The 22,801-nt window shown below is 63.0% G+C and carries 25 protein-coding genes, 1 tRNA gene and 2 pseudogenes; 13 read left to right on the top strand and 15 right to left on the bottom strand.

The window, feature by feature from the left end:
* Window positions 1-389 precede the first annotated feature (389 nt).
* A pseudogene (locus MMB49_RS05430) lies at window positions 390-632 on the bottom strand (NUDIX hydrolase N-terminal domain-containing protein); the annotation flags it as partial.
* Window positions 633-1,200: 568 nt separating this feature from the next.
* Between MMB49_RS05430 and MMB49_RS09660 the strand changes: the two are divergent.
* Window positions 1,201-1,275, top strand: a pseudogene (locus tag MMB49_RS09660) (virulence protein); the annotation flags it as partial.
* Window positions 1,262-1,462, top strand: a complete 201-nt coding sequence (locus MMB49_RS05435) for a hypothetical protein (protein WP_229940967.1) — start codon at window positions 1,262-1,264, stop codon at window positions 1,460-1,462. The pseudogene MMB49_RS09660 and the gene MMB49_RS05435, both read left to right, overlap by 14 nt.
* An 84-nt stretch (window positions 1,463-1,546) precedes the next feature.
* On the opposite strand, the gene MMB49_RS05440 is transcribed toward MMB49_RS05435, so the two are convergent.
* The 3 genes from MMB49_RS05440 to MMB49_RS05450 form a co-directional block, all read right to left on the bottom strand.
* Window positions 1,547-1,975: a hypothetical protein gene (locus tag MMB49_RS05440; protein ID WP_047272292.1), complete on the bottom strand. Its 429-nt coding sequence runs from the start codon at window positions 1,973-1,975 to the stop codon at window positions 1,547-1,549.
* Window positions 1,976-2,085: 110 nt separating this feature from the next.
* A complete protein-coding gene (locus tag MMB49_RS05445) occupies window positions 2,086-2,271 on the bottom strand; it encodes a hypothetical protein (RefSeq protein WP_003820255.1) in 186 nt (61 codons plus the stop codon).
* Window positions 2,255-3,217 carry a GNAT family N-acetyltransferase gene (locus MMB49_RS05450; RefSeq protein ID WP_080829344.1) on the bottom strand — a complete coding sequence of 321 codons (963 nt, stop codon included), beginning with the start codon at window positions 3,215-3,217 and terminating at the stop codon, window positions 2,255-2,257. Before MMB49_RS05450 ends, MMB49_RS05445 begins: the two co-directional genes overlap by 17 nt.
* 104 nt (window positions 3,218-3,321) lie before the next feature.
* On the opposite strand from MMB49_RS05450, the gene MMB49_RS05455 reads away from it, so the two are divergent.
* The 3 genes from MMB49_RS05455 to MMB49_RS05465 all read left to right on the top strand — a co-directional run bounded on the left by MMB49_RS05455 (window position 3,322) and on the right by MMB49_RS05465 (window position 5,793).
* Entirely contained in the window at window positions 3,322-3,894 is a 573-nt protein-coding gene (locus MMB49_RS05455; protein ID WP_229940966.1) for an ATP-binding protein, read from the top strand.
* 104 nt (window positions 3,895-3,998) lie between these two features.
* A complete protein-coding gene (locus MMB49_RS05460) occupies window positions 3,999-4,694 on the top strand; it encodes an SOS response-associated peptidase (protein ID WP_047272296.1) in 696 nt (231 codons plus the stop codon).
* A 400-nt stretch (window positions 4,695-5,094) separates the two neighbouring features.
* On the top strand, window positions 5,095-5,793 hold the full coding sequence (locus tag MMB49_RS05465; RefSeq protein ID WP_003821602.1) for a hypothetical protein: 699 nt from the start codon (window positions 5,095-5,097) through the stop codon (window positions 5,791-5,793).
* Here the strand turns inward: MMB49_RS05465 and MMB49_RS05470 are convergent.
* Window positions 5,709-6,107, bottom strand: coding sequence for a VOC family protein (locus MMB49_RS05470; protein ID WP_041775380.1), 399 nt, complete (start codon window positions 6,105-6,107; stop codon window positions 5,709-5,711). The two genes, MMB49_RS05465 and MMB49_RS05470, sit on opposite strands and share 85 nt — an antisense overlap.
* Window positions 6,108-6,591: 484 nt before the next feature.
* Here MMB49_RS05470 and MMB49_RS05475 point away from each other — a divergent pair, with 484 nt between their 5' ends.
* Entirely contained in the window at window positions 6,592-7,554 is a 963-nt protein-coding gene (locus MMB49_RS05475; protein WP_047272297.1) for a hypothetical protein, read from the top strand.
* Window positions 7,555-7,838: 284 nt separating this feature from the next.
* Here the strand turns inward: MMB49_RS05475 and MMB49_RS05480 are convergent, their stop codons facing one another.
* Window positions 7,839-8,711 (bottom strand): MFS transporter, encoded by an 873-nt coding sequence (locus tag MMB49_RS05480; protein WP_229940982.1) that lies wholly within the window; start codon window positions 8,709-8,711, stop codon window positions 7,839-7,841.
* 17 nt (window positions 8,712-8,728) lie between these two features.
* On the opposite strand from MMB49_RS05480, the gene MMB49_RS05485 reads away from it, so the two are divergent.
* The 3 genes from MMB49_RS05485 to MMB49_RS05495 all read left to right on the top strand — a co-directional run bounded on the left by MMB49_RS05485 (window position 8,729) and on the right by MMB49_RS05495 (window position 10,937).
* The gene (locus tag MMB49_RS05485) at window positions 8,729-9,205 is read left to right on the top strand and encodes a hypothetical protein (RefSeq protein ID WP_047297685.1); all 477 of its coding nucleotides are present in this window, start codon (window positions 8,729-8,731) and stop codon (window positions 9,203-9,205) included.
* Entirely contained in the window at window positions 9,190-10,083 is an 894-nt protein-coding gene (locus MMB49_RS05490; protein ID WP_047272299.1) for a hypothetical protein, read from the top strand. The genes MMB49_RS05485 and MMB49_RS05490 overlap by 16 nt, the downstream gene beginning before the upstream one ends.
* Before the next feature lie 302 nt (window positions 10,084-10,385).
* The gene (locus tag MMB49_RS05495) at window positions 10,386-10,937 is read left to right on the top strand and encodes a putative ABC transporter permease (RefSeq protein ID WP_047272301.1); all 552 of its coding nucleotides are present in this window, start codon (window positions 10,386-10,388) and stop codon (window positions 10,935-10,937) included.
* Here MMB49_RS05495 and MMB49_RS05500 read toward each other — a convergent pair.
* On the bottom strand, window positions 10,913-11,515 hold the full coding sequence (locus tag MMB49_RS05500; RefSeq protein WP_003813432.1) for an NAD(P)H-dependent oxidoreductase: 603 nt from the start codon (window positions 11,513-11,515) through the stop codon (window positions 10,913-10,915). The genes MMB49_RS05495 and MMB49_RS05500 overlap by 25 nt on opposite strands.
* Before the next feature lie 46 nt (window positions 11,516-11,561).
* Window positions 11,562-12,581 (bottom strand): VanZ family protein, encoded by a 1,020-nt coding sequence (locus MMB49_RS05505; RefSeq protein ID WP_047272302.1) that lies wholly within the window; start codon window positions 12,579-12,581, stop codon window positions 11,562-11,564.
* A gap of 293 nt (window positions 12,582-12,874) precedes the next feature.
* Here MMB49_RS05505 and MMB49_RS05510 point away from each other — a divergent pair, with 293 nt between their 5' ends.
* Entirely contained in the window at window positions 12,875-13,696 is an 822-nt protein-coding gene (locus tag MMB49_RS05510; RefSeq protein ID WP_047272304.1) for a winged-helix domain-containing protein, read from the top strand.
* A gap of 166 nt (window positions 13,697-13,862) precedes the next feature.
* Here MMB49_RS05510 and MMB49_RS05515 read toward each other — a convergent pair whose 3' ends face one another.
* The gene (locus MMB49_RS05515) at window positions 13,863-14,267 is read right to left on the bottom strand and encodes a pyridoxamine 5'-phosphate oxidase family protein (protein ID WP_003813438.1); all 405 of its coding nucleotides are present in this window, start codon (window positions 14,265-14,267) and stop codon (window positions 13,863-13,865) included.
* A gap of 127 nt (window positions 14,268-14,394) precedes the next feature.
* Window positions 14,395-15,288 carry a DUF1287 domain-containing protein gene (locus MMB49_RS05520; protein WP_047272306.1) on the bottom strand — a complete coding sequence of 298 codons (894 nt, stop codon included), beginning with the start codon at window positions 15,286-15,288 and terminating at the stop codon, window positions 14,395-14,397.
* 252 nt (window positions 15,289-15,540) lie between these two features.
* On the opposite strand from MMB49_RS05520, the gene MMB49_RS05525 reads away from it, so the two are divergent.
* From MMB49_RS05525 to MMB49_RS05535, 3 genes are all read left to right on the top strand, one after another.
* Complete coding sequence (locus MMB49_RS05525; protein WP_047272308.1) at window positions 15,541-16,236, top strand: nitroreductase family protein; 696 nt, start codon at window positions 15,541-15,543, stop codon at window positions 16,234-16,236.
* 136 nt (window positions 16,237-16,372) lie between these two features.
* Window positions 16,373-17,605, top strand: a complete 1,233-nt coding sequence (locus MMB49_RS05530) for a hypothetical protein (RefSeq protein ID WP_047272310.1) — start codon at window positions 16,373-16,375, stop codon at window positions 17,603-17,605.
* Window positions 17,606-17,889: 284 nt separating this feature from the next.
* Window positions 17,890-17,962 (top strand) — tRNA-Ala (locus MMB49_RS05535).
* Window positions 17,963-18,281: 319 nt separating this feature from the next.
* Here MMB49_RS05535 and MMB49_RS05540 read toward each other — a convergent pair.
* The 5 genes from MMB49_RS05540 to glmU form a co-directional block, all read right to left on the bottom strand.
* Window positions 18,282-19,544, bottom strand: a complete 1,263-nt coding sequence (locus tag MMB49_RS05540; RefSeq protein ID WP_003818123.1) for an alpha-amylase family protein — start codon at window positions 19,542-19,544, stop codon at window positions 18,282-18,284.
* Window positions 19,545-19,604: 60 nt separating this feature from the next.
* Window positions 19,605-20,048 carry a PH domain-containing protein gene (locus tag MMB49_RS05545; RefSeq protein ID WP_003813451.1) on the bottom strand — a complete coding sequence of 148 codons (444 nt, stop codon included), beginning with the start codon at window positions 20,046-20,048 and terminating at the stop codon, window positions 19,605-19,607.
* A 136-nt stretch (window positions 20,049-20,184) separates the two neighbouring features.
* Entirely contained in the window at window positions 20,185-20,880 is a 696-nt protein-coding gene (locus tag MMB49_RS05550; protein ID WP_003821339.1) for a histidine phosphatase family protein, read from the bottom strand.
* Window positions 20,881-20,899: 19 nt separating this feature from the next.
* Window positions 20,900-21,337, bottom strand: a complete 438-nt coding sequence (rsfS, locus tag MMB49_RS05555; protein ID WP_047272312.1) for a ribosome silencing factor — start codon at window positions 21,335-21,337, stop codon at window positions 20,900-20,902.
* Between the two features lie 4 nt (window positions 21,338-21,341).
* Window positions 21,342-22,724, bottom strand: coding sequence for a bifunctional UDP-N-acetylglucosamine diphosphorylase/glucosamine-1-phosphate N-acetyltransferase GlmU (gene glmU, locus MMB49_RS05560; RefSeq protein ID WP_047272314.1), 1,383 nt, complete (start codon window positions 22,722-22,724; stop codon window positions 21,342-21,344).
* Window positions 22,725-22,801: the final 77 nt, after the last annotated feature.

Here is a 22,801-nt window from a genome sequence, read left to right on the forward strand (position 1 = left end):
ACGCGACGAGTCGAAAGATTTCGCCGTTCTCCCCCGATCCGGGACGAGAACACCGAACAAATATCATTCCCCTCCCGGCATGACCGACAATCAGATCATGCGGACTGTGCCACACCAGGCCATTTTCACCCGAATATGACGTGGTGTGGCACGCGGCGGAATAACGGCGAATGACGGCGAATGACAAAACGTTGCAAAATGGCGGTTCCGATAAATCAACGCTGGCCACACCAGCGAATGTTAAGGAAAACATCGCATTGTGTGGCAGAACCGTTGCCACACAATGCCGATCTGGGTCATTTTCGCGCTGGTGTGGCCATGCGCTCCTCATTCAGGTCTCAGCGTGACAATACCCGCGCACAGTGATGGGATTCACTCGAACAGCGTCACCCAGTCGGGGTCGCGATGGCCGCGCGAGTATCGAGTTTCGGCGTCGGGTATCCGGCGCCGAGCGGCCGGCGCATCTCTTCTGCCGGCACGTCGGCCTGCATGGCGAGCATGTCGACCGCTATCGCGCGGATGCGCTCGTAACGCTCCCGATCGAGGGGATCCTTGCAGTACGCCAATCCGGTCTGGGCCAGTGCCTGCAGCTCTCTGGCCTGCTCCAGCAACGTGCGGTCTGCGGCGATCATGGTCCGTCCGTCCTCCCATCGCAAGGTCTCATATCCGCCTAAGCTCAGCCATTCCATTACGACGTAATTGACCGTCAGCATGCCGATTCCCGACTCAGTTTCCATCATGCGTACCACTCGGGCCGTCTCAGTCCCAGAAACGGACGCCGTTTGCGGGCCACCGCGGTCTGAGAGATCGATGTCGGCAATGAAAGGAGGAGGCCGGCAAGGATCTCGGCATCCTCAACCTGGCCACCACGCTCGGCCAGGCGGTGGGGCCCTCCATCACCTCGGCGGTCAAGACCGTGACCGGCACCTTTACGGCGGCATTTGCCATATCCATCGTCATGGCCCCGTGCGCGGCCGGCTTCGTGCTGAGCCTTCGAAAAGTGCGATAGCCGTGACGGCTTGGATGAGATTCGAGAACTACGTTCTGATCACGCCTTGCCACCCATCATGTCAATCGTGCGCCCGTCACCTGTATTTGTCGCGAGTCGAACTGTTGCAACGCGTCGCCTATCGATGCGAGCGATGCCGCCGAAACATACTGCCGACACGCCATCGAACAAATGTTTGAGCATATTGATAGATTGCCGGTACTGCCGAGATTCTGGAACGCTATCTGCCGAGTCTCGAGCTGCTCAATGACTATGACACGGGCAATGCCTCCCAAGGGCGACGACGACGCCCTGCTCGTGGAAGGTAACGCCTTGACGGCAATGGCGCTGATGATCGCGCTATCCGCGCCCGCCGAGAAGGACACGATGATCGCGTTGGTCGAGAACTTCCTCATACGCCATGAGGCAAAGGAGAGAGCACACCACGCATCAGCAAGTTCGGCGACATTCTAGACCACCGTGACCATGACAGTCTCCTGCGCTTGTGCGTCACCGAGGCCACGCTGCCGCACAAGCGCCGAGGCACGAACCCGGCCATCACACCAACGGTTCGCGTGCACGCAGTTCGCAGATGGTGCCGGTCTCCTTGCGCACCCATTCGGCTGCTTGCAACGCGGCGATGTTCCATAATGCGCACGGCACTCCGCCTAGGTCCGGGTGCGCTCCCCAGAACGTGAGGTCATCGACGTATGCGGTGATGACCGACCCCTCCGTGACGGGCATGATCGTGTGATACAAACGATCCGCCAGCGTCGCCACGAATTCATTGGCCATCGCGAACGTATCGATGAGATGCTGTTCGGCGGTCACCGGCGGGCCGACCAACTCCCAGGCTTCGACGTCCGTCGCGCTCCAACGCGCAGCCTCGCCTTCCACTTCACGCTGCAATGAGACGAACAGCCTGGCGAACTCATCCGAGGTCAGTCCTGTGACCCGGCGTCGGGTCGACAATTCAATCGGAGTCATCAGCTACCGTTCCTTTCGTTTCACCCACCCATACCATTATCGTCGAAAACAGCAGGCCCGGACTGACTGTAAGGTGATTGAGCAGCTGGACATCAGCTTCGGTTCTTAAATCACAGCGGCTTGACGAAATCCTCGCCGTTGAAACAGCCGGCGATGGCGTTGCATTCGACGACGAGTCGCGGATCGATGGCGAGCGTATGATATGAATCTTCGATCGCCGTCTCATGCTCGATGAGCTCGGCGCGACCGCCATGCGCGGCGACAAATTGCCTGATCACCTCATACTTGCTGTTCATAGCCGTCTGCCGTCTTGTTTGCCATTGAGTCCAACAGTCGCACGACCTTGAAATGCTCGAACACCACAAGAGAGTCATCGTTCAGCGAAAAATCCGGGTCAGCGAACTCGTTGCGGTATTCCGGCGCGTTCCAGAAGGACTCGTGGGTATGCCTCCATGCGGCAGCCGTGGTGTCGCCCTCGCCCTCATCGATGGCGTGCCGGTCGGTGATCTTCCCAAGCGGAATAACATCAACCGCGGTGGTGACGAGTATGGCCACCGGCCGTTCACTGGAATCCACCAGTGCCGAGCGTTCGCCGACCTGCGGCAGCGGTTCGTCATCCTCTTCGTATTCAATCATCAATGCGGCGGTCGCGGTCTTCGTTCCGGCAAGAATGAGCCCTACCAGACGGTCACGTTCAGGTCCGGGGAACATGAATTCCGCCTTGGGCAGGTTCCCTGGTTCGGGTGCCGTGCTGATGCGCGTATAGTATTCCAGCCCATCCTCGTGATCGATGCGAGCCCCGCAATGCTGCTGCACCGCAAGACTCGCCCGGTTGTCCTTATGAACGCTCAGGTACGCCTCGTCAATGCCGAGCTCACGCGCCTTGTCGAGCGTGAGCCGCAAGCCGACTGTGGCATATCCACGGCCGCGATATTGAGGGGCGATGCCATAGCCTATATGCCCGGCTCCGACACGCAGATTGTCGTTCAGGCGATGCCGCAAATTGAAGATTCCCACATACGCACCCTCATCATTGATGAGAACGTACTTGCTGCTCGGCACCCAGCCAGGCTGCAGACCGATGCCACGCGATTGTTCTTCAAGCTCATGCACATACACGGCGAACCGCTCGCGGTCCATGCCGGCCGCCTGGTTCTCGAACCCGTTCTCGTCCGCCGGAAACTCAGAGAACAGCTCAAACGTCCGCTCCGGATCCGCCCGCCACACTTCCGTCAACCGCATTCTCGCCCTTTCGTTTCCGCCATACTAGCCCACCCGGGTACCAGGGTGCGGACGTTTTCTTGGAGACTGGGCGAAAGGATATCATATGTCCGTTGCCGGGCGGCATGCGGCGGAAGCGGGCCGCCGAACTGTTCGGCGCGGGCGCCGGCCTGCGGCGCCTGTCGGACAGGGAGAAGACCCTGTTGATCGACCGGTTGAGGCCGGCGTGTTCGCTCGGCTCGATGACATGCTTGCCCGGCATCGCGCCGGGCGGCCGGGGCGTTCGCCGCCTCCGAGGGCGGGTACGGGTACCGAAGGGTCAAGGCCATGCTCCGAACCCGCGTCTCGGAGAAGGTGCTCCGCAGCCCCATGCCATAACCTGCACCGTCCAAGCCGGCGAAAACCACACCATCATCACCATCGATAACACCACCAGACCTCCAGAAAACGCCGCGGACGCAGAGGACCTGATCCAGCCGTTCCACCGCGGCGACGACACCCGCATGGCCAACAGGCCCGGGCACGGACTCGGCCTGTCCATCGCCAAGGCATGCACCGACGCCATGCAGGCCACGCTCGCCGTCAGCAGGCCCGCACCCGGCACCTTCCGAGCCGAAATCAAGCTACCGAACAGGCCGACGCAGCGCTATTGCCCGCAGCAGAAGGAACATGGACACCGCCCTCATGCCAGGCAATAGGCATAATCCTCCTCATTCAGCCCCGTTTGCATCTTCCCCGCGACGTGTGTGGCGGTCGCAATTAGACATTCTCGGTGCACAGATTCTTATCATAGACTGGACGAATGTGTAAAAGATTCGCGCTCGACCTGGATTGGGACGCCATCGCGGCGCAATTCTCGGTGGCCAAGGAAGACGTGCGCGGCGACGTTCTCCCCCGCCCCTCGTACAACATCACCCCAACGCAGAACATCGCCGTCATCGCGCAGGGCAAAGACGGGCATCGACACCTGACCGGCGCATACTGGTCGCTGATTCCCAGCTGGAGTTCTGGCAAGACCCTGCCCTACCCCACCTACAACGCGCGAGTGGAATCCGCTCACGTCAAATCCACCTTCGCGGAATCGACCCGCTCCCGGCGCACGATCATTCCGGCGTCGGGGTATTACGAGTGGAAGGGGCGGCGCCCGTTCTATTTTAGCCCGGAAATGGAATCGACGGCGCTTGCGATGGCCGGGCTGTATTCGTGGCGGCGGCCTTCCGCGGCATCCCTATGGCAGCTGACGGCGACGATTCTCACGTGCCCTGCGGTGGATGGGCCGGCGACGGTGCATGACCGTATGCCGCTGCTGGTGCCGGCCGGTATGACGTCCGAGTGGCTGGATCCTTCAATCGACGGCGCCCGTCTGCTCGCGCCGATGCGCAAGGCCGGTGCCGAGCTGTCCGCGCGGCTGCATTTCCATGAGGTCGCTCCGCCGGAGGGCGACGGGCCGAGCCTGATCCGTCCAATCAACCGCGAGGAGCCCATGCGGCTGTTCTAGTTCTGCCGCAGATCGGCGCTTCTTCCCCGATACGGTTGAGCGCACGGCCGGCACGGGCAGCCTCCGCCGACAGGCTGAGCCGCGGCGGACGACGGAGCCGCGTGTAGACGAACGCAACAGGCGTTTGCGTCCTTAAGTGCGCGCCGAAACGACGACCGCGCGCACTTAGGAACGCAAACAGGGCCATTTGCGTTGCTATGTGCGCGCACTTGCCGGTTCGGCGCGCACTTAGGAACGCAAACGCACGGAAACCGCGACTCATCGTCGACAGCCCAAGCCGACTCCGCCATTTTCACCGGCCCAGCCGGCCCAACCAATCCGTCATCTTACACCGGCCCGACCAACGGTGGGCATATACCCTGAGCACAGGAACATTCGGCGAAAGCCAACGGAGGGGGTCATGGACGTGTCGGACGTCATCGCGCGGCGGGAGTTCATGCCGACGTACATCTGGCTGGATGTGGCGTTTCTGATTGGTTTCGCGGCGTTGCTGGTGTGGCGCCGCAAATACATGACGCTGCTGGTCGGGCTGGTGATGGGCGGCGTGTATTTCGCCGTGGGCTATGGCGCGTTCAATCTGCTGACGCATTCACGTTCGATCAGCGGCGGCAGCATGTTCTGGGTGCTGCTGTGGATGAGCGTAAGTTATGGGTTCACGAACTTCTCATGGCTGTGGTTGTGGCTGAGCCGCGACCGCCATCTGGCGGAATGGTCGATGCTGATTCTCGTCTGGTGGTTCTGCTGCCCGTTGATGTCGCAGACGTTTACGGCCCGGTTCGCGTCCGGCATGCAGCCGATTGTCATCCAACGCACGACCGGCGCGTACCACGGGTGGATGGCCGTCATCCTGTCGCGCAGGCGTATGGTCGGTCATGCGGTGTGCCGCCGATCGGCATGGATACCTGCCGATCAGGCTCGGGACCGTCGAAGATATCCGAAACACCTGATGTACGAACGTACCAGCATCAGCCCGACGCTGTTGTACAGTCGTACAACAATCGTTCGCACCGCCTGTCAGCGATGGTTTTCGAACCATCCCGCCCAGTCGACGACGGCCTCGATGTTGTTGCCGTCCGGATCCAGCACGAATGCGGAATAGTACCCCGGATGATACGGGCGCGGTCCCGGAGTGCCGTTGTCTCGGCCGCCGACGGCGAGCGCCGCGGCATGGAAACCCCGCACGGCCTCACGGTTCGGGGCGAGGAACGCGATATGCGTGGGCGGCGGCGCGAGCGCGGCATCATCCAGCGGGGACACGTAGAAGTCGGAGTGCGGCGTCCCGTCATCCACGCCGAAACCCAACGTGGGCTCGTGGTGGGCCTTGACGATGTAGCCGAGTGGCGCGAGCGCATGCTCGTAGAAAGCGATGCTGCGTCCGACGTCCCGCACATGCAATGTGATGTGATCCAACATACCTGCCACTGTACGCGCAGCATAAGCCACATGACAGCAGCATTCTATCCGCTTGTTATCCGATATCATCCGCCCAAAGTCCCATCTCGGGCGGAGCAAATGGGACTTTGGGCGGATGATGGGGCGCTTCGCGGGATGGCCGAAACGGCGGAAGACACGACGGCCATGGCAACGGGCACGGCAAACGGCCACGGCAGGCAGACACGCGGCAGCCACGGAACATGCTTCTCGCCACGCCACGCACAAATCATCCTGCGGGATGCCATGGCATCGCAGCATCATATGGCACGATAGACACGTAACGACACGCAAAACAGATACACTGCGCGGAAACGACTCTGGAGGTGAGCAGATGGCCGGACGACGAACGACACGGCGAACGCGATCAGTCTCGCCTCGTGATGGGCAACCGCCGATCCGGCATGAGCTGTCGCCGACATGGCACGCACGACCCGTTGCGCGTCGGGAACGGCCGCGTCACGGCATGCGACGGACCGTGATCATCGTCGCGGTGATGCTGTGCGCGGCCATCGCCTTGTTCGCCTCGATTCCACGACTGATGCGCTTCGTATGGCCCGCTTCCGGCCCTGAACCACGCCGGGCGTCGGACGCCTACTGCTCCGCGACGCTGTCTTCCGGCGACAACAAGGAAATGCTGTCCGTTGAACAGGCATTGAACGCCGAAATCATCACGAGAGCGGCAGTCAAACGGGGCCTGCCCGATCATGCCGCGACCGTCGCCATCGCCACGGCGATGCAGGAGACGCGGCTGATGAACCTGAGCTACGGCGACCGGGATTCCGTGGGATTGTTCCAGCAGCGTCCCAGTCAGGGGTGGGGCGCGAAAGAGCAGCTGATGGACGAGACGTATGCGGCGAACAGGTTCTACGACGAGCTGGTCAAGGTGCCGAACTGGCAGTCCGTCCCCGTCGAGGACGCGGCGCAGTCGGTGCAGCGTTCGCAATATCCGGATAGGTACGCCGACTGGACCAATCTTGCGCGGACATGGGCGGCGGGTCTGACCGGCGAGACCGGCGCGGGTGTTGCGTGCGCGCTGGAGCCGGCGCAGCCTTCGGACGCGGACATGGATGGTCTGACCAGTGATTTCCGCAACGAATTCCCGACCGTCATGGTATCGCCGCCGTCGAGTCTGGAGCCTTCCTCGAAGACGCAGGACGACGGCGGCGACAAGGCCGCCGACAATTCCGCGGCCAATGACGGCTCGGGCAAGACCACGTCCAAGACACTGACGTTCACAATGTCGGCCGGAACCGACACCGAAAACGGGAAAAGGCTATGCCGCCAAGCGACGGCCTGGCTGGTGGTCCATGCACGGCGCTACGGCATCGATTCGTTGCGCGCGAACGGCATGCGCTGGAACCGCACGGACGGCGTGTGGGCCGGCACCGAGACCGGAGATCTCACCATCACGGCGACGCTGGCCTGATTCCGGCCGCTGTCATAACATCCGCACCCGCCGCCCGGCTGGTATAAGACGCCTGGTTCCATCTCACGGACAGCGCGCACAGTCAACCCGTGCGTGCAGCTCATTCGCACATCGCCGGCGAGCCCGGCAAAGCGAGACGCTGCGCGACACGCCCGAATTGCGTAGCAGAACTGCGAGCACGCATCCCGGAAAACGGCCTTGTTCCGTCATTCCCGCAGAACATGTAAGACAGTCCTGCTACACAATTCGGGCGTGTCGCACGATGAACCCCGTCAGTCACTCACTCAGCGACCCGATTTCGCCGCGCGGATCTCATCACATAGGCACCGATCGGAACGGTCATCAGACCGCCGACCACGAACAGCAGACGTACATCGACCACATCGGCGAGCGGGCCGAACACGAGCATGCCCGCAGGCACTCCGAATGCCGAGACCGAGGTCAGCAATACCCGCCCCTGCGGGACACGTCGCTCTCCTTTTGCATGAGCGTGTACATGGGCGCGGCAAGCCTGTCAGCGGAATTGGAGAGCACGACGAAACCGAAATCGATGTGGTGCGCAGGGCGTCATCCGAGCTCTCCCCCGGACGACGAAGACGGGCATCATCCAAACGAATCAGCGCGACGAAGCCTATGCCGACAATCGCCGTGGACACGTCGACGAGCATGATCATCCACAATGGCATCAGGTTGACGAGGGCTGCGGCGATTGCAGGAGAGGCGATGCTGATCGCCGTCTGCAACGTGCCGTTAACCGCGTTGACGCGCAGCAACCACGCCTCCGGAACGATCTGCGGGATGAACGATTGCACGGCCGGGGTCTGGATTCCGCCGCCTGCCGAACGTATGACCAGAACGACAAGAATCAGCCCGGTATCACCCCAGCCGACGGCCATACTTGCCGACAGGCATATGGTCACGGCCGCGATGACGGCATCGGGAAGCATGACCGACAGTTTGCGGTTCCATCTGTCAGCCCAGACACCCCCGAACACGGAGACGATTGCCTGCAGCAGGGCGGCGGCGACCATCGCTACGGTCATGACCATGCCGGAGTTCGACCGCAAGACCAGGTACCAGAAAATAGCGTATTGCACGACGCTGGAGCCGAACAGCGACAGCGTCTGTTCGACGGTCTGCCGTCCGATACAATGCATCACAGGGAGAGCCGTCCATGTCGTTCTTGTTCCGACACCGCGATCCTGGATCACGGCATGTCTACCGCTACGGGCCGCTGCGCATCACGTGCGTCGACAGGGACGTGCCGATCGACGTGCGCGTCAACGCCCATCTGATGTACAAGGTCGTGCTCTCTTGGGAGGACAAGGCCCGATGCGCCACGCCGTTCGACATGATCCCCCGTGATCTCGGCGAGTTCTGGCTACTCGACCAGTGGTCCACGGTAGGCCTGCACGGCTGGATCCGTTCGCCGCTCAATTACGGTTCGAGCAGAACCATCCTGCGACTGTTCACCAGCGCATTCTTCCATGCCGCCCATGCCCGCAGGCCACGGTATGTCCAGCTGCTCGATGAGCACCGACACGCCGCCCGCCACCGGGCGCAGCCCGTCGCCGATAGACTGGAGCGATGGGCGAATCGAAGAACAAACCGCCGTTGCGCGCACGCTGGAAGACCATGGAAGCCGCCATAGGCATGGAGATCCGGGAGCACAAAAGCTCGTTCGCGGTGTATGTTGTGTTGCGCGTGCTGGTGATCGCTGTCGCGGTGCTGGAATTCTTCAACGGCGACTATGAGGCCGTGTTCCTGTGCATCCTGACGTTGCTGTTGCTACTGGCGCCCGCATTCGTCCAAGTACGGTTCCGCATCGAACTGCCGTCCGCGCTTGAGGTCATCGTATTGGTGTTCGTGTTCGCGGCTGAGATCCTGGGCGAGATCAGCTCGTTCTATGAGATCTTCCCGTTCTGGGACACGGTGCTGCACACGATGAACGGCTTCCTCGCGGCCGCCATCGGCTTTTCGCTGGTCGACCTGCTCAACCGTTCGGACCGTGTGAAGTTCGAGCTGTCGCCGCTGTACCTGGCGATTGTGTCGTTCTGCTTCTCGATGACGATCGGCGTGGTCTGGGAGTTCTTCGAATTCTCGATGGACATGCTGTTCGGATTCGACATGCAGAAGGACGCCGTCGTGCATTCGATCAGCTCGGTGATGCTCGATCCGGCCCACGCCAATCACGCCATTCATATCAACGACATCACACAGGTGGCGGTCAATGGGCGCGACCTCGGCCTTGGCGGCTATCTTGACATCGGCCTGATCGACACGATGGAGGATCTCATCGTCAATTTCATCGGCGCGGTCGTGTTCTCCGTCATCGGGTTCATCTATGTGAAGAACCGCGGCAAGGGCGTTTCCGTCATCAGCCGGTTCGTACCCCGACGCAAATCCCACGACCGCGATTACCTGCGGCTTGCGGGCGGCGACGGCGATGCGCCACTCGCGCCGGGAGCGCAGGCTCATCAGGCGCAACGCCAGTCCCAGCACGATCCACACCACCACGATCACCCATGATGCGGGTTTGAGCGCGGCCGGGGAGAACGACAGCACCTGCAATCCGATGATGACGAGCTCGGCCGCGATGGCGAGCACGATGTTCGCCGTCTTCGGCTTGCCGGTCTTGCGGTCGATGGACGCGAAGCTCTTGGGCAGGTAGCCCCGCCCTCGCGACTGGGCGGATTGTGTGTTCGTCTACGCGCTCGCAGGTCTGATCGGCACCGTGCACAAGATCATCTGGGCATACCAGGACAAAGGCATGTTCGAGTACCGCAACGGATCGATCCTCACCCCCTTCAACTACGTGTACGGTCTCCGCGTTGGCCATCGTCATCGCGCTGCGCCGTATCGACCTGGGGTGGAAGGTCGTGCTGGTCGGCGGTCTCGCCGGCGGCATGCTGGAGTTCGCGATGAGTCTGATCCAACAGTATCTGCTGGGCAGCCGGTCATGGAACTATGCGAACGAGCCGCTGAATATCGGCGGGCGCACCACCGTCCCGTTCATGCTGTTCTGGGGGCTGTTGTGCTATCTGATCGTCCGTTTCATCCTGCCGCTCGTCCTGTGGCTCGTGCATCTCATCGACGACACGTGGCACACGCGGCTCGCGACCATACTGCTGGCGTGGATTCTCATCGACTCCGTGGTCACGCCGCCCGCGATCTTCCTGTACGGGCAGCGCGCCAACGGCGTGGTGTTCGACAACTGGTTCGCGCAGCATATCAGGCGGCTTTCGATGACGACTTCATGCGCCTGCATTTCCCGAACATGCGCGTGTGAGAGCCACCGCGGGTCGAGCGGCACCATATATCGGCCGCCGGCTCGTTCGGCGGTGATGGCTTATGGGCGTCACGCCAGGCTGGCGCCCAGTTGACGGATGCCTTCGAGTTGGGCCGCGGCGGCCTTACGCTTGTCGGACGAATCGTCGCCCATGGACAGGTTGTCGACGTACACCAGCTCGACGTCCTTCACCCCGCAGTACTTGGCGAAGGTCTGCCGGCAGATCTGATTGTCCAATGACTCGCCGATGCCATCGGACTCATACCATTGCCGCGAGCCGCCGGTCAGCATGATGACCCGCACCGTCTTGTCCGCGAGCGCGCCGGGGGTGCCGTCCGGATGATAGGCGAACCCGCGGCAGATCACGCGGTCGAACAGTCCCTTGACCATCGCCGGCATCGTATACCAGTAGATCGGGAACACCAAGGCGATTACATCCGCCTGAGCGAGCCGGCGCTGGATAGGCACGACGTCCTCGGGCATCGGGGCATGGCCGAGATAATGGGCCCGGTCGGCCGCAGAATACACGGGATTGAATCCTTCATCGTACAGGTCCAGCACGTCCGCCGACGCGCCGCGCTCGACGGCGCCCGCCGCGAATGCCGCACCCACGGCATCCGTCATGCTGTCCTTTTCGGGGTTGCTGGTGATAACAAGTATGTTGTTGCTCATGATTCCATTGTCCCGGAAAGCTGGACCGACGACGCGGCGAGCGACGTCAGATCAAGTCGTACGGCATCTGTCTGCGGACCAGCCAGAACACGCCCATGACCAATATCACCGCGCCCGCCCACGGCACGCGCCCGCAGAACACCACGCAGCATATCGCGGTGAACCGCGCCGTATAGAACGCCACGCGGCGAGCGCCGCTCCTCGGCGTGGTCTCGCAGGTCATATGCGTGTAGCTGCCGCCGAGAGTGCGGCCTTGTCTGAACCACGGAATCACCCATTCGAACAGCACCAGCATAACCAGCATCGCGATGTCCCCAAACCCGAGCGGGCCGAGCAGCCGCATCCGCTGCACGTCGGCGCCAGGACGGCCCGAAACCATCGTGACCAGCACCATCGCGGCGACGCCCACAGGGGTCGCGCACACCACGACCAGTCCCATGTCGATGAGGAATGCCACGAAACGACGCACGAACCCCGGCCGGGTGACCGTCTGCATATCCGTGCGCCGCGGCGGAAACAGCCGGTCGAACAGCATGGCGCAACCGTATCCGATCACGGCGCCCGACGTGTTCCATATCAGATCGTCCACGTCAAACAGACGATACGAGCAAGGAAACACACCCATCACCCCCGTCAGCTGCATCGTCTCGACAAGCAGCGACGCGAGAAAGCCGACCGGCAGGGCGACCGCGAATTTCCAGCGGAACACCCGTTTCATGATGAAGCCGAGAGGGACGAAGAACACCACGTTCATCACGATCTGCAGGATCGCCGTCAGCCCGTCGGCGCGGATATCACCGATGAACTGCAGCGGATTGAGCTGCGGATGCAGATGGTGGGTGGCGCAGTACGCTGCGGGATCGTCCGGCATCGGATACAGCGTGAAGCACAGCAGGCCGATCAGATACAGCACCGTCGCGTACTCCGACAGCGCCGCACCGAAGCCGAGCCGGTTGTCCCGGTGGTACAGCATGGCCAGCACGGGCACGGTCACGATGAACGACACCAGCGGCCATAACGCCACCGACATCATGAACGGCGCCGAAAAGCTCTCGAAGAATCCCATATCGTCTGCTCCTCCCCTGTTGGTTTCACTGTAGCCGAGTCGCAGGCCGCCGGGCCATCCGCCATGAGACCGATATGGACGACGAGCGCTTCGGCCACGACGGGCGGCATTCATCCTCAGGAAGGAGAAGAGAACCGCAGAAAAGGGAAGCACGGGAAACGCGGCGAGGGCCGGACGGGGCCCGAGCGGGTGTCCTCCTCGCCCCCCCCCGGCGCCCCATATTGTGACGACCGGTCACCCGAACACACGGCGACGGGCTACAGTGGGGAGTAGCTACATAGGCAGGAGGCGCAATGGACATTCTTTTCGTGACCAGCGATCCGGCGTTGGCTTCCGCGGTGAAAGGCACGCTGGAATCCGCCCGGCACACGGTGTCTGCCGCGTCGGATGTCGATTCGCTCGCCGGCGCATGGCCGCACGGCACACCAATGGATCTGGTCATCATCGACGACCTGTCTGCGCATGATCTGTTGGATGAGACCAGACGGAGCCTGTCCCGGCTCATGGACGGCAAGGCCGGCGACGGCACCGGCACGGCCGTGCGGCCGCGCACGCTGCTGCTTTCCACTCCCCCGCGCACGCCGAAGGCGAACCCGGACGACACGCCGCAGGTCAGACGGCAGACCCCGTTGCCGACGATCCGCAAAACAGGCCGGGACAAGGCCGACGGGCAGGCCGCCCGGCCGGCCGCGCCACCATCGTCTCTGGACGGCGCTTCCAGCGTCCCGTCCATTCACGCGGATGAAACGATCGTCAAGCCGTTCTCGGACGCCGAACTGCTGTCTTACGTGCGCGCGCTGGAATCCGGCGGAGCCGCGGACGAGACCACGCTCATCCACGGCGACCTCATGCTCGACACGCGCAATCGGCAGGCGTTCTATCGCAGCGGCAAGCAGCCGCTGGCGCTGTCTGCGCGCGAATACACGACACTGGAGACGCTGATCCGGGCGAACGGCGAATTCCTCAGCTTCGACGAGCTGCTGGAGAAGGTCTGCGGCACGGGCATCTTCGAGCAGCGTGACATCATGGACGGCACGCTCTACTCATTGACGCGCAAGATGCGGCGCATGGGGTTCTTCATCACGCAGCGGGGGCATCGTTACCGCATCCGCTGACATCGAGCCGTCGCCGTTCCGCTGCCGGCCGCAGCCGACAGCGTTGCACGAAAGCCGGTATCGAAAGACAAGAAAAGGCGCGGTTCGGGCATGCATCGCCCGAGCCGCGCCTTTCTGGTCACATGCCGGTCATCGGTTCTCGTCGACGACCGGCACCTGTCGACGGTCAGTCCTTGTCGATGGTCTTGCCTGCGGTGGCGCCGGAGGACAGGTCCTGGATCTCGGTGATCTCAAGCACCGGGATGGCGGCGGGCTTCTTGGTGCCCTTCTCCTCGGCGACCTTGACCTGGGCGTCATAGATGTCGTCGTCGGTGTGCAGGGTCACGGTGCCGCGGAAGCGGTAGCCCTTCTTCTCGGCCAGGTTGGCGACGGCGACGACCAGCGGGCTGCCGTCCTGCAGGTTGCGGTAGTGCTGGCCGGCGGTGCGCTCGTGGTAGGCGAGGTGGTTGTCGTCGAGCACGAACATCGACATCTTCGGGCCGAGATCGAGGTTGCCGTCCTTGTCGACGGTGGTGATCCACGCGAGGTTGTTTTCGATGAACGTCTTCATGTCGGCGGTGAGCGTTGCCATAGTGCACGATCCTTTCGTTTGGTGATGGTCACACTAGTTATTCCACATATCAGCCTACTTCAAACTCCTGTGGCCTCATAGCGAAATCAGCCGACTGTGAATAATCTCACCCGCGCCGCGCGGCATCTCAGCCCTTCCACGCGCGCAACACGGATTTCGGCACGCGAGACGCGTCCCAGCGGTAGTGGCCGGTGACGCCCATGCGGCGCGAGAACGCAAGATAATCGTTCTCACGCCGCCGCTGATTCATATTGTGCAGCACGTAGGAGAACCCGTCAGCGTCACGCTTGTCGGAGATCACGCCGATATGCTTGACACGGTCGAACACGACGATGTCGCCCTGCTGCCATTGCGCATGATCGTTGACATCGTTGGTGAGGGTGATCCCGTATTTGCCGAAGAACACGTCGAGCACCCCGGTACGGCGAAAGTCGATGTTGGGGTCGGGTTTGGCGGCCACCGACGCATAGGACGCGCGGTCCGCGGCGATGTCCGCATCGACCATGGCCTTGAGGTCGTATCCCGCGTTCCGGAAGGCGCGCCACACCACATCGACGCAGGCGCCGCGGTCGGCGGGCGGGTATCCGCCCTGGTAGTAGCCGTCGTCGTATGCCGGGTGCGCCAGCGCATCCTTGCGGGCCCCGCGCATGATGTCCGTATAGTCGTCCACACCGTTGCCGTTGAAATCCACCGGGCTGGTCAACATGGGATACCTGCGCCGCGACACGTCGGGCGGCATCACCGTCGTGTCGGGCTCTCGCGCGTGCGAGTACATGGACGAGGCCTTCACGCCGAACGCCTTCACCCCGCTGATGATGCCGTCGCGGCGCGACCATAGCCATGAACCCGCCAAAACGGCGGACACGATCAGGAGCGCCACCATCGCGGCGGCCACCGAGCGGCCAACCACGCGACTGGCCTTGCGGCCATCATCGCGACCGTCCTCTCGGCCTTCCTCGCGGCCGTTTCCGCCGCTTCCGCCCGCGGCATTCCCGTTCGAAACACGATATCGCCGAATCATAATCGTTCCGCCCTCCATAGTCGCGCGTCCCGCATATCCCGCGCCCGGCGTCGCGGGCGGATGGCCGCGCGCGGCCCCCGGCCCGGGAATCCGGGCAAACGACGGACGACACGATGCACGCAGGCCCGCGCCGTGGCTAGGATATTGGATGGAATATGTTGGGTTGAAGCCACCGTCCTCATCGCGGCCCGTCATCGTCTTCATTATGGACGGCGTCGAGCGGCAGCGCAAGCCTGTATAAGGAGAATATGTATGAACATCGTCGAGGCAATGGAGCGGCGCCACGCGGTCCGCGATTTCAGCGACCGGCCCATCGATGACGATACGCTTCGCGCGCTGAATGAGGCCGTGGACGCGGCGAACGCCGACGGCGGGCTCGACGTCCAGCTGGTGCAGGACGACACGGATGCGTTCGGGGGATGCCCGACCCATTATGGTCGCTTCAAGAACGTCCGCTATTGCATCGCCCTGATCGGCTCCGACGACGAGGACCCGGCACAGCTGGACCGCAAGGTCGGCTATTACGGCGAGCGCCTTGCCCTGACGGCGACGCAGCTGGGGATGGACTCAAGTTGGGTGGTGTTGCACGAGACGCACGACCATGACGGACGCTGGCGGCTAGGCGAGGGCGAGCGCATGCCCGCCGCCCTGGCCTTGGGGTATGGCAACAGACCGGGCCGGGCACATCGCAGCAAGCCTTTGGAAGAGCTCGGGGCCGTGGAGAACGGCGACCTCTCCGGCGCTCCGGATTGGTTCCTGTCGGGGCTTCGCGCGGTGGCGCTGGCTCCGAGCGCATTGGGTAAGCAGCCGGTGCGCTTCACCCTGCTGGAGGACGGCAAGACGGTTCTCGCGCAGCCTTTGGAGGGCGTTCAGGCCGATATCTGCCTGGGCATCGCACGGTATCATTTCGAGGTCGGCTCCGGCCATACTGATATCGTCGTCCGCTGATTCGACCGGGCCGGCATGGCCGTTCTCCCGAATCAGTCGCACGATTGTGCAGATTCAGCTATAACCGTGTGATTTTTCAGCATTTTTCGCCGCAAGATAAGTCAAGTTCGAGAAGGAACCGCTAGCGTCGTTCAACATGAAGAACTTTTTCAAGGGAATTTCGCTGTCGTCTATCGCGGCAGGCGCGTTGGCGGCGGTCACCTCGTTCCTGTTATCGGCGAAAATCGGCATCGCCGGTTCGGTGATCGGCGTGGCGATCGGTTCGATTGTGTCGGCGGTCTCGTCACAGATCTATCAGAACGTACTACACGAATCCGGCCGGAAACTGCAGGATGTCGCGGGGACGACGGGCGACGGGGACGACGGCGCTACGGAGACGACGGCTGATACGGATACAACCGCTTCCACCGACGCCAATGCGCAGGACCATACAGCGATCATCGCCAATCCGGTGGCGCTGCCGGCCCCCGCATCACACGAGCTCGGTCACGGTCCGCGGACCGTCGCCTCGGACGCCGCACGGCGGCTGTCGCACGGCGATGAGACGCAACTGATCGGCAACGCCCCGGTGGACGCCAATGCGACGATTGCGAGCGGGATGCCCCCCGTGCCGGCGCCACCGTCCTCGGCCCGCGCCGCCACGCCAAGCGGCATGCGCACGTCCGCCCGGCCTGCCGCAGCCAGATTCACGGCCTCCAGGTCCGCTACCTTCAGGTCAGAGGCCGATCGGGCGAAGCGCAACAAGCGCACCGCCATCATCGTCGCCGTCGTCAGCGCCCTGGTGGCGGTAGGCGCGACCGCCGGCGTCATCCTCGCCATCACCCAAGGTCAGGGAACCGATACTGTGGTCCGCGACTGGGTGCGCCAGTCGAACACCCCGACCGAACCCAAGCAGCAGGCACCGCAGGACGACACGACCGACGGCAACAGCGACACCAAGGATTCGACAACGAAGGACGGCACCGATTCGACCGGCAAGGACTCGACCGGCGACAGCAACAGCTCGACCAACAGTGGCAATGGATCGACCGATTCCACTCAGGGCAACGGTTCTGACTCCTCCTCGTCGAACGGGTCTTCCAGCTCCAACGGATCAAATGGCTCGAACGGGAGCAACGGCTCCGACTCCACCGGAACCGGCAACGGAAACTCCTCAGGCTCCGACTCCTCCGGATCGGGCTCAGGCAGCAACGGAACCGGCGACGGATCGGGCTACTCCGGCTCCGACGGATCAAGCTCCAACTCCGGTTCCAATGGTTCCGGTTCCGACTCCGGCTCCTCGTCGAGCGGATCGTCGTCGGGATCCGGATCGGGTTCTTCCTCCGGTGGCGGCTCCACCGGCACCGGCAAGTCCGGCAACCAGGCGTGACATCAAGCAGCCCACTCGTATCCGGCCGCTTATCCCGCGGAAGTCCCACCAGACAGCCACATATGGGACTTTCGCCGGATAAGCGGCCCACCGGCCACGTTCCCCACACCCCTATGTCGCCCCTTATCCGACGAAAGTCCCATTTAGCCATCCTCAGATGGGACTTTGGGCGGGTGAGACGGATGACGCGGGTGACGGAGGCTGTACGACACGCCCAGTTTGGTTTTCATACCGACTTGAGGTAAATTATCAATCGGCTCAAAAAGCAGCCGATAATTGAATTTGGGGCTATGGCGCAGCTGGTAGCGCATCTCCATGGCATGGAGAGGGTCAGGGGTTCGAATCCCCTTAGCTCCACAGATTGAAACCGGTCGATTTCGACCGGTTTTTTCGTCTACGCACGCTCTCCGGCAGGCAACCAAAAGAAAACGCTCCGCTTTCTCGCTTTCGAGGGGTTGATTCCACACTCAAGGAACATCTATCTGCGTTTCAGGGGGTTGCCAGATTGCGATATCCGGAGTATTTCGGCCGGATTGCCATTGAAGTCATGCGGTTCCTGGAGCTTGGATACTTGGCCGGCAACCCCTTGAAACGCAGATAGATGTTTCAGCGTCACCGAATCAACCCCTTGAAAGCGAGATAGGCATCCATTCACCGAGGAATCGGCGGATGACCGTCAGTCGCCGTGCTGCACGCGCATGAGCACCGTGCCGTCCGAGCCGCTGACGACCGCATGAGGTGCCGGGTCGAGCGACAGCTCGACATGCAAACGCTCTCCGCCATGGCCGACCGCATCATAGGCGTACCGCCTGTTGTCGACCGTCACCGGCGTCGTCATGGCGTGGGTGAGCCACGGATTGCGCCGGCGGATGCCGATCAGCCCTTGGATCAGGCGATACATCCACTCCCCCGTGCCAGGCAAATCATCCGGCGATGCGGGGAACGCCGGCCGCACCGCGTCATCGCCGCCCATGCGGTCCTCCTTGACGCCGCGAAACGCCTGCTCGTCGCCGTAATAGATGCTCGGCACGCCGCCGACGGTGAACAGCACGGTCATCGCAAGGGAGGCTCCGGCATCTCCTACACGACTGGCAATGCGTGTCACGTCATGGTTGCCGACGAACGTCTGCGGCGCGAACGACTCCAGAAACTCATTGTGCCGTTTGAGGCTCCAATCCAGTTCATAGAAGTTCGCGGATTCGAGCGAACTCCAAATCGCCTTCCACAGCTCGTACTGGGTGAGTGAATCCATGCCGGATTGCCGGACAATCGCGGGGTAATCGCCATGAATCACCTCGCCCATGATCCACACGTCGGGGAATTCGCGCCGCACGGCGGGCAGAACACGCGTCCAGAACGCCGGCGACACGGCGTAGGCGGCGTCCAGCCGCCATGCGGAGGCTCCACGCCGCAGCCAATGCAGCATCACATCGGTGACGAGCCGCACGACCTCTTCCGAGTCATGATTGAGTTCCGGCAGTTCGGGGTGCCCCTCGAACCGGCGATAGTCCACTCCCCCGCCCGCATTTCGCGTGATGTGGAACATCGACTCGTGGCCGTGGCCGGCGAGCGCGTCCCTAAACGCCGGGAACGAGCGCCCAACATGGTTGAACACGCCGTCGAGCATCACGCGGATGCCCCGGCTACGGCATGCATCGATCAGCCTGTCGAATGCGGCGTCATCGCCGAGCCGAGAATCGATGCGATAGTAGTCGACCGTGTCGTACCCGTGGGTCTCGGACGCGAACACCGGCCCCAGCAGTAGGCCGTTCGCGCCCATGTCGATGAGATAGTCAAGCCACGGGATGATGGCGTCGAGTCGTGGCGTCAACGCCCGCTCGCCCTCGTTGGACGGGCGTATCGGGGCGCCGGTGAATCCCAGCGGATACACCTGCCACCAGATGGTCGTGTCGTTGACGCTCATGCCATAGCCGCTCATCGCATTCTCCTCATCCGGCACACCCGTTCCCGTTTCCCGTGACCGGGTGTGCCGCAGCGATCATCTGGCCGGGAAATCCGGGTATCCGTCCCCGTCGAGGTCGGGTCCGTCCGGGCCGCCGTAGTAGCCATCGCCGGTGCCCATGAACTCGCGGGTGCTGACGCGGTTGACATTGCGGGCGGCATCCACCGCGTGCTGCAGTTCCTTGCGCACGGCGAAACCGTCGATGATGTTCTTCAGCACGATCTTGCCGCCGGTGGACTGGTCCATCGCGTCGATGAGAATCGTGCTCAAGCCGAAGATGCGCTGCAGCAGCGTGCGCGAGATCGTGATGTCGACGATGCGGAACAGCTTGACGGTGTCGAAGCTCTGATGCAGCAGACCGCTCTGCGTGGCCAGCTCGTCGGCCGTCAGAGTGTACGTGGTGAACGTGAACGGGGTGCGGCACCAGTTGCGCTTGCGCTGCGTCCAGATGATGTCGCCGTCTGCGATGTTCTTGGCCATGATCGGTCTCCTCCTGCTGTCGATGACGGTATGCTCCCATCGTAGCCCGTCATTCGGGACGCGATGTGTCCTCTGCCAGCGTACAGGGAACGGCGGATAGAGGGACGGACGGGGAGAACGCAGCATCAGGAGCCTGCTATAGGGACGGATGCTCCCACTGGTCGGTGTCGGCGAGCGCCGGACCATGATTGTAGTCGACGAGCCGCCATCGCAACGTGCCGTCGGGCATGTCGGCTGCGACGAACCGCACCCAGTGCGCGTTGCCCATGCTGACCACGTCGGCGAAATCGGGGTGGATAGCCCCCAATCCCAGCACGGTCTGCACGGTCTGCGCGATCCATGAGCCATGCGAGAACACGTACAGATCTGTGTCGGCTCCGGCGCTGAACGACCATTCCTCCAATGCCGCGCGGCCTCGCTCGCCGACGGCGGCCTTCGTCTCGGCACCATGCCGCAGTTCGCCACCGCGATATTCCGCCCATGCACGGTAGTCCTCAGGGCATTCGCGCTCCAGTTCGGCCAGCTCCTTGCCTTCCCATTCGCCGAAGTTGCGCTCCCGCACGCGGGCGTCGGGGTGCACGACCAGTCCGAGCGGGTCGGCGAAGGCGTGCGCCGTGGCCATGGCACGACTGAGGTCGGATGCCACGACGAGCTGCCGGCGTTCCGGGTGCGATTCGACGTATAGGGAGCGCAGTGCCTGCGCGGTTTGCCTGACCTGCCATTCGCCGATCTCATCCAAGGGGATGTCAATCTGCCCCTGGAAGCAATGCCGGGCGTTGTATGAGGTGCGCCCATGCCGTATCAGCGTGATGGAGCGGACGTGCTCCGGCATCGCCTGCGGCGAGGAGACATCACTCATCAGCTTCGCCGGCATCGTCACCGTCACTGCCGTTGTCGGCGGATTCGTCGCCCGTCGTCTCGGGGTGTTCGAGAGGCAGCTCGACGACGGGGCAGTCACGCCACAGCCGTTCGAGGCGATAGTACTCTCGCGCGTCCTGATGCATGATGTGGATAATGAAATCGCCGTAGTCCAGCAGCACCCACTGTCCTTCGTCGACGCCTTCGCGCGAGCGCGGGGACAGATGCCCGCACTTGAGGTACACGTCCTTCTCGACCTCTTCCGCGACGCCGATCACCTGGCGCTCGTTCATGGCGGTGGCGACCATCATGATGTCGGTGATGGCGAGCAGGTCGCTGACATCGAACGCCTCGATGTCGGCGGCTTTCATGCGGTCGGCCGCGACTGCGGCGACGCGCACGGAATCAATGGAACTCTGGACTGCTGTCATTGGATCAACGCTCCCAAGCGGGCTTCCAGCCCTCGACGATGTGTTGTGTGTTTTCGGAATAGACCATCGAATCGTCCGGCACGGCGTGGCGGATGACCGAACCGGCACCGGTGGTGACGCCGTCGCCGACCTCAACCGGCGCGACGAACAGGTTGCCGGCGCCGACGTGCACGTTCGAGCCGATATGCGTGTGGTTCTTGTGCACGCCGTCATAGTTGGCGGTGATCGTGCCACCGCCGATGTTGGTGTGCTCGCCGAGTTCGGCGTCGCCCACATAACTCAGATGCGGCACCTTGGTGCCGTTGCCGATGTGTGCCTTCTTCATCTCGACGAACGCGCCGGCCTTGGTCTCCTCGCCCAGCTCGTTGCCCGGCCGCATGTAGGTCCACGGGCCGATGTTCGCGGCACGCCCGATATGCGAGCCCTGCACGCGGGAGCGTTCGACGACGGCCTCGGCGTCCACGGTCGCGTCGATCAACGTTGTGTATGGGCCCACGACCGCGTTCTGACCGATCACGGTGTGGCCTTTGAGGAACGATCCGGGCAGTACGGTCACGTCCTGCGCGAGTTCGACATCGTCTTCGATCCACGTGGTGTCGGGGTCAAGGATCGTCACGCCGTTGAGCATCCAGTGCTCGCATACGCGACGGTTGTGCGCCTTCGACAGCGCAGCGAGCTGCAGGCGGTCGTTCACGCCTTCGACGCTCAGCGGGTCGGGCGCGGCGAACGCCCCGACCGTGCCGCGCGTCTTCGCGGTCTCCAGCGCGTCGGTGAGATAGAACTCGCCCTGCGCGTTGTGGTTGTCGAGGTTCGCGATGGCCTCGGCAAGCAGATCGGCGTCGAACACGTACACGGACGTGTTCACCTCCTGCACCGCGAGTTCGCTCCGGTTGGCGTCCTTCTGCTCGACGATGCGCAGCACGTGGCCGTCACGGTCGCGGATGATGCGGCCGTATCCGGTCGGGTTATCGAGGATCGTGGTCAGCACGGTGGCGCCGTCGCCGCTCTGCTCGTGGAACGCCACGAGCTTCTTCAACGTGACGGAGTCGAGCAGTGGCATGTCGGACGCGGCGATCAGCACCGAGCCATGCAGGTTGCGTTCCTGGGTCAGCTGCGCCATCGCGCACTGGACCGCGCGGCCGGTGCCGGGGATGTCGTCCTGGTTGACGATGTCGACGTTCGCGTCGTAGGACCGTGCCGCCTCGGAGACGCGGTCGGCCTGATAGTGCACGACGACGGCCAGCGTCTCGGGCTCCAGATGTCCGACTGATGCCATGACGCGCTGGAGGAAGGTCTTGCCCGCGAATTCGTGCAGGACCTTCGGCTTGGACGAACGCATGCGTGTTCCCTCACCTGCGGCGAGGATGATTGCGGCGGATAGTGCCATTTCGGTGCGACTCCAGTTCTCTGCCGACTGCAGGATTGCTGCCCGGCCGCGGATTGCCGCGGAACCGGGCGCGAAAG

It is taken from the genome of Bifidobacterium sp. SKU (genome assembly GCF_026016405.1).
GTDB lineage: Bacteria > Actinomycetota > Actinomycetes > Actinomycetales > Bifidobacteriaceae > Bifidobacterium > Bifidobacterium bifidum.

Bases quoted from the DNA above. Each gene is read 5' to 3' on its own strand.
- MMB49_RS05435 (WP_229940967.1), top strand. From the start codon at position 1,262: ATGACACGGGCAATGCCTCCCAAGGGCGACGACGACGCCCTGCTCGTG.
- MMB49_RS05440 (WP_047272292.1), bottom strand. From the start codon at position 1,975: ATGACTCCGATTGAATTGTCGACCCGACGCCGGGTCACAGGACTGACC.
- MMB49_RS05445 (WP_003820255.1), bottom strand. From the start codon at position 2,271: ATGAACAGCAAGTATGAGGTGATCAGGCAATTTGTCGCCGCGCATGGC.
- MMB49_RS05450 (WP_080829344.1), bottom strand. From the start codon at position 3,217: ATGCGGTTGACGGAAGTGTGGCGGGCGGATCCGGAGCGGACGTTTGAG.
- MMB49_RS05455 (WP_229940966.1), top strand. From the start codon at position 3,322: ATGCGGCGGAAGCGGGCCGCCGAACTGTTCGGCGCGGGCGCCGGCCTG.
- MMB49_RS05460 (WP_047272296.1), top strand. From the start codon at position 3,999: ATGTGTAAAAGATTCGCGCTCGACCTGGATTGGGACGCCATCGCGGCG.
- MMB49_RS05465 (WP_003821602.1), top strand. From the start codon at position 5,095: ATGGACGTGTCGGACGTCATCGCGCGGCGGGAGTTCATGCCGACGTAC.
- MMB49_RS05470 (WP_041775380.1), bottom strand. From the start codon at position 6,107: ATGTTGGATCACATCACATTGCATGTGCGGGACGTCGGACGCAGCATC.
- MMB49_RS05475 (WP_047272297.1), top strand. From the start codon at position 6,592: ATGCGACGGACCGTGATCATCGTCGCGGTGATGCTGTGCGCGGCCATC.
- MMB49_RS05480 (WP_229940982.1), bottom strand. From the start codon at position 8,711: ATGCATTGTATCGGACGGCAGACCGTCGAACAGACGCTGTCGCTGTTC.
- MMB49_RS05485 (WP_047297685.1), top strand. From the start codon at position 8,729: ATGTCGTTCTTGTTCCGACACCGCGATCCTGGATCACGGCATGTCTAC.
- MMB49_RS05490 (WP_047272299.1), top strand. From the start codon at position 9,190: ATGGAAGCCGCCATAGGCATGGAGATCCGGGAGCACAAAAGCTCGTTC.
- MMB49_RS05500 (WP_003813432.1), bottom strand. From the start codon at position 11,515: ATGAGCAACAACATACTTGTTATCACCAGCAACCCCGAAAAGGACAGC.
- MMB49_RS05505 (WP_047272302.1), bottom strand. From the start codon at position 12,581: ATGGGATTCTTCGAGAGCTTTTCGGCGCCGTTCATGATGTCGGTGGCG.
- MMB49_RS05510 (WP_047272304.1), top strand. From the start codon at position 12,875: ATGGACATTCTTTTCGTGACCAGCGATCCGGCGTTGGCTTCCGCGGTG.
- MMB49_RS05515 (WP_003813438.1), bottom strand. From the start codon at position 14,267: ATGGCAACGCTCACCGCCGACATGAAGACGTTCATCGAAAACAACCTC.
- MMB49_RS05520 (WP_047272306.1), bottom strand. From the start codon at position 15,288: ATGATTCGGCGATATCGTGTTTCGAACGGGAATGCCGCGGGCGGAAGC.
- MMB49_RS05525 (WP_047272308.1), top strand. From the start codon at position 15,541: ATGAACATCGTCGAGGCAATGGAGCGGCGCCACGCGGTCCGCGATTTC.
- MMB49_RS05530 (WP_047272310.1), top strand. From the start codon at position 16,373: ATGAAGAACTTTTTCAAGGGAATTTCGCTGTCGTCTATCGCGGCAGGC.
- MMB49_RS05540 (WP_003818123.1), bottom strand. From the start codon at position 19,544: ATGAGCGGCTATGGCATGAGCGTCAACGACACGACCATCTGGTGGCAG.
- MMB49_RS05545 (WP_003813451.1), bottom strand. From the start codon at position 20,048: ATGGCCAAGAACATCGCAGACGGCGACATCATCTGGACGCAGCGCAAG.
- MMB49_RS05550 (WP_003821339.1), bottom strand. From the start codon at position 20,880: ATGCCGGAGCACGTCCGCTCCATCACGCTGATACGGCATGGGCGCACC.
- rsfS (WP_047272312.1), bottom strand. From the start codon at position 21,337: ATGACAGCAGTCCAGAGTTCCATTGATTCCGTGCGCGTCGCCGCAGTC.
- glmU (WP_047272314.1), bottom strand. From the start codon at position 22,724: ATGGCACTATCCGCCGCAATCATCCTCGCCGCAGGTGAGGGAACACGC.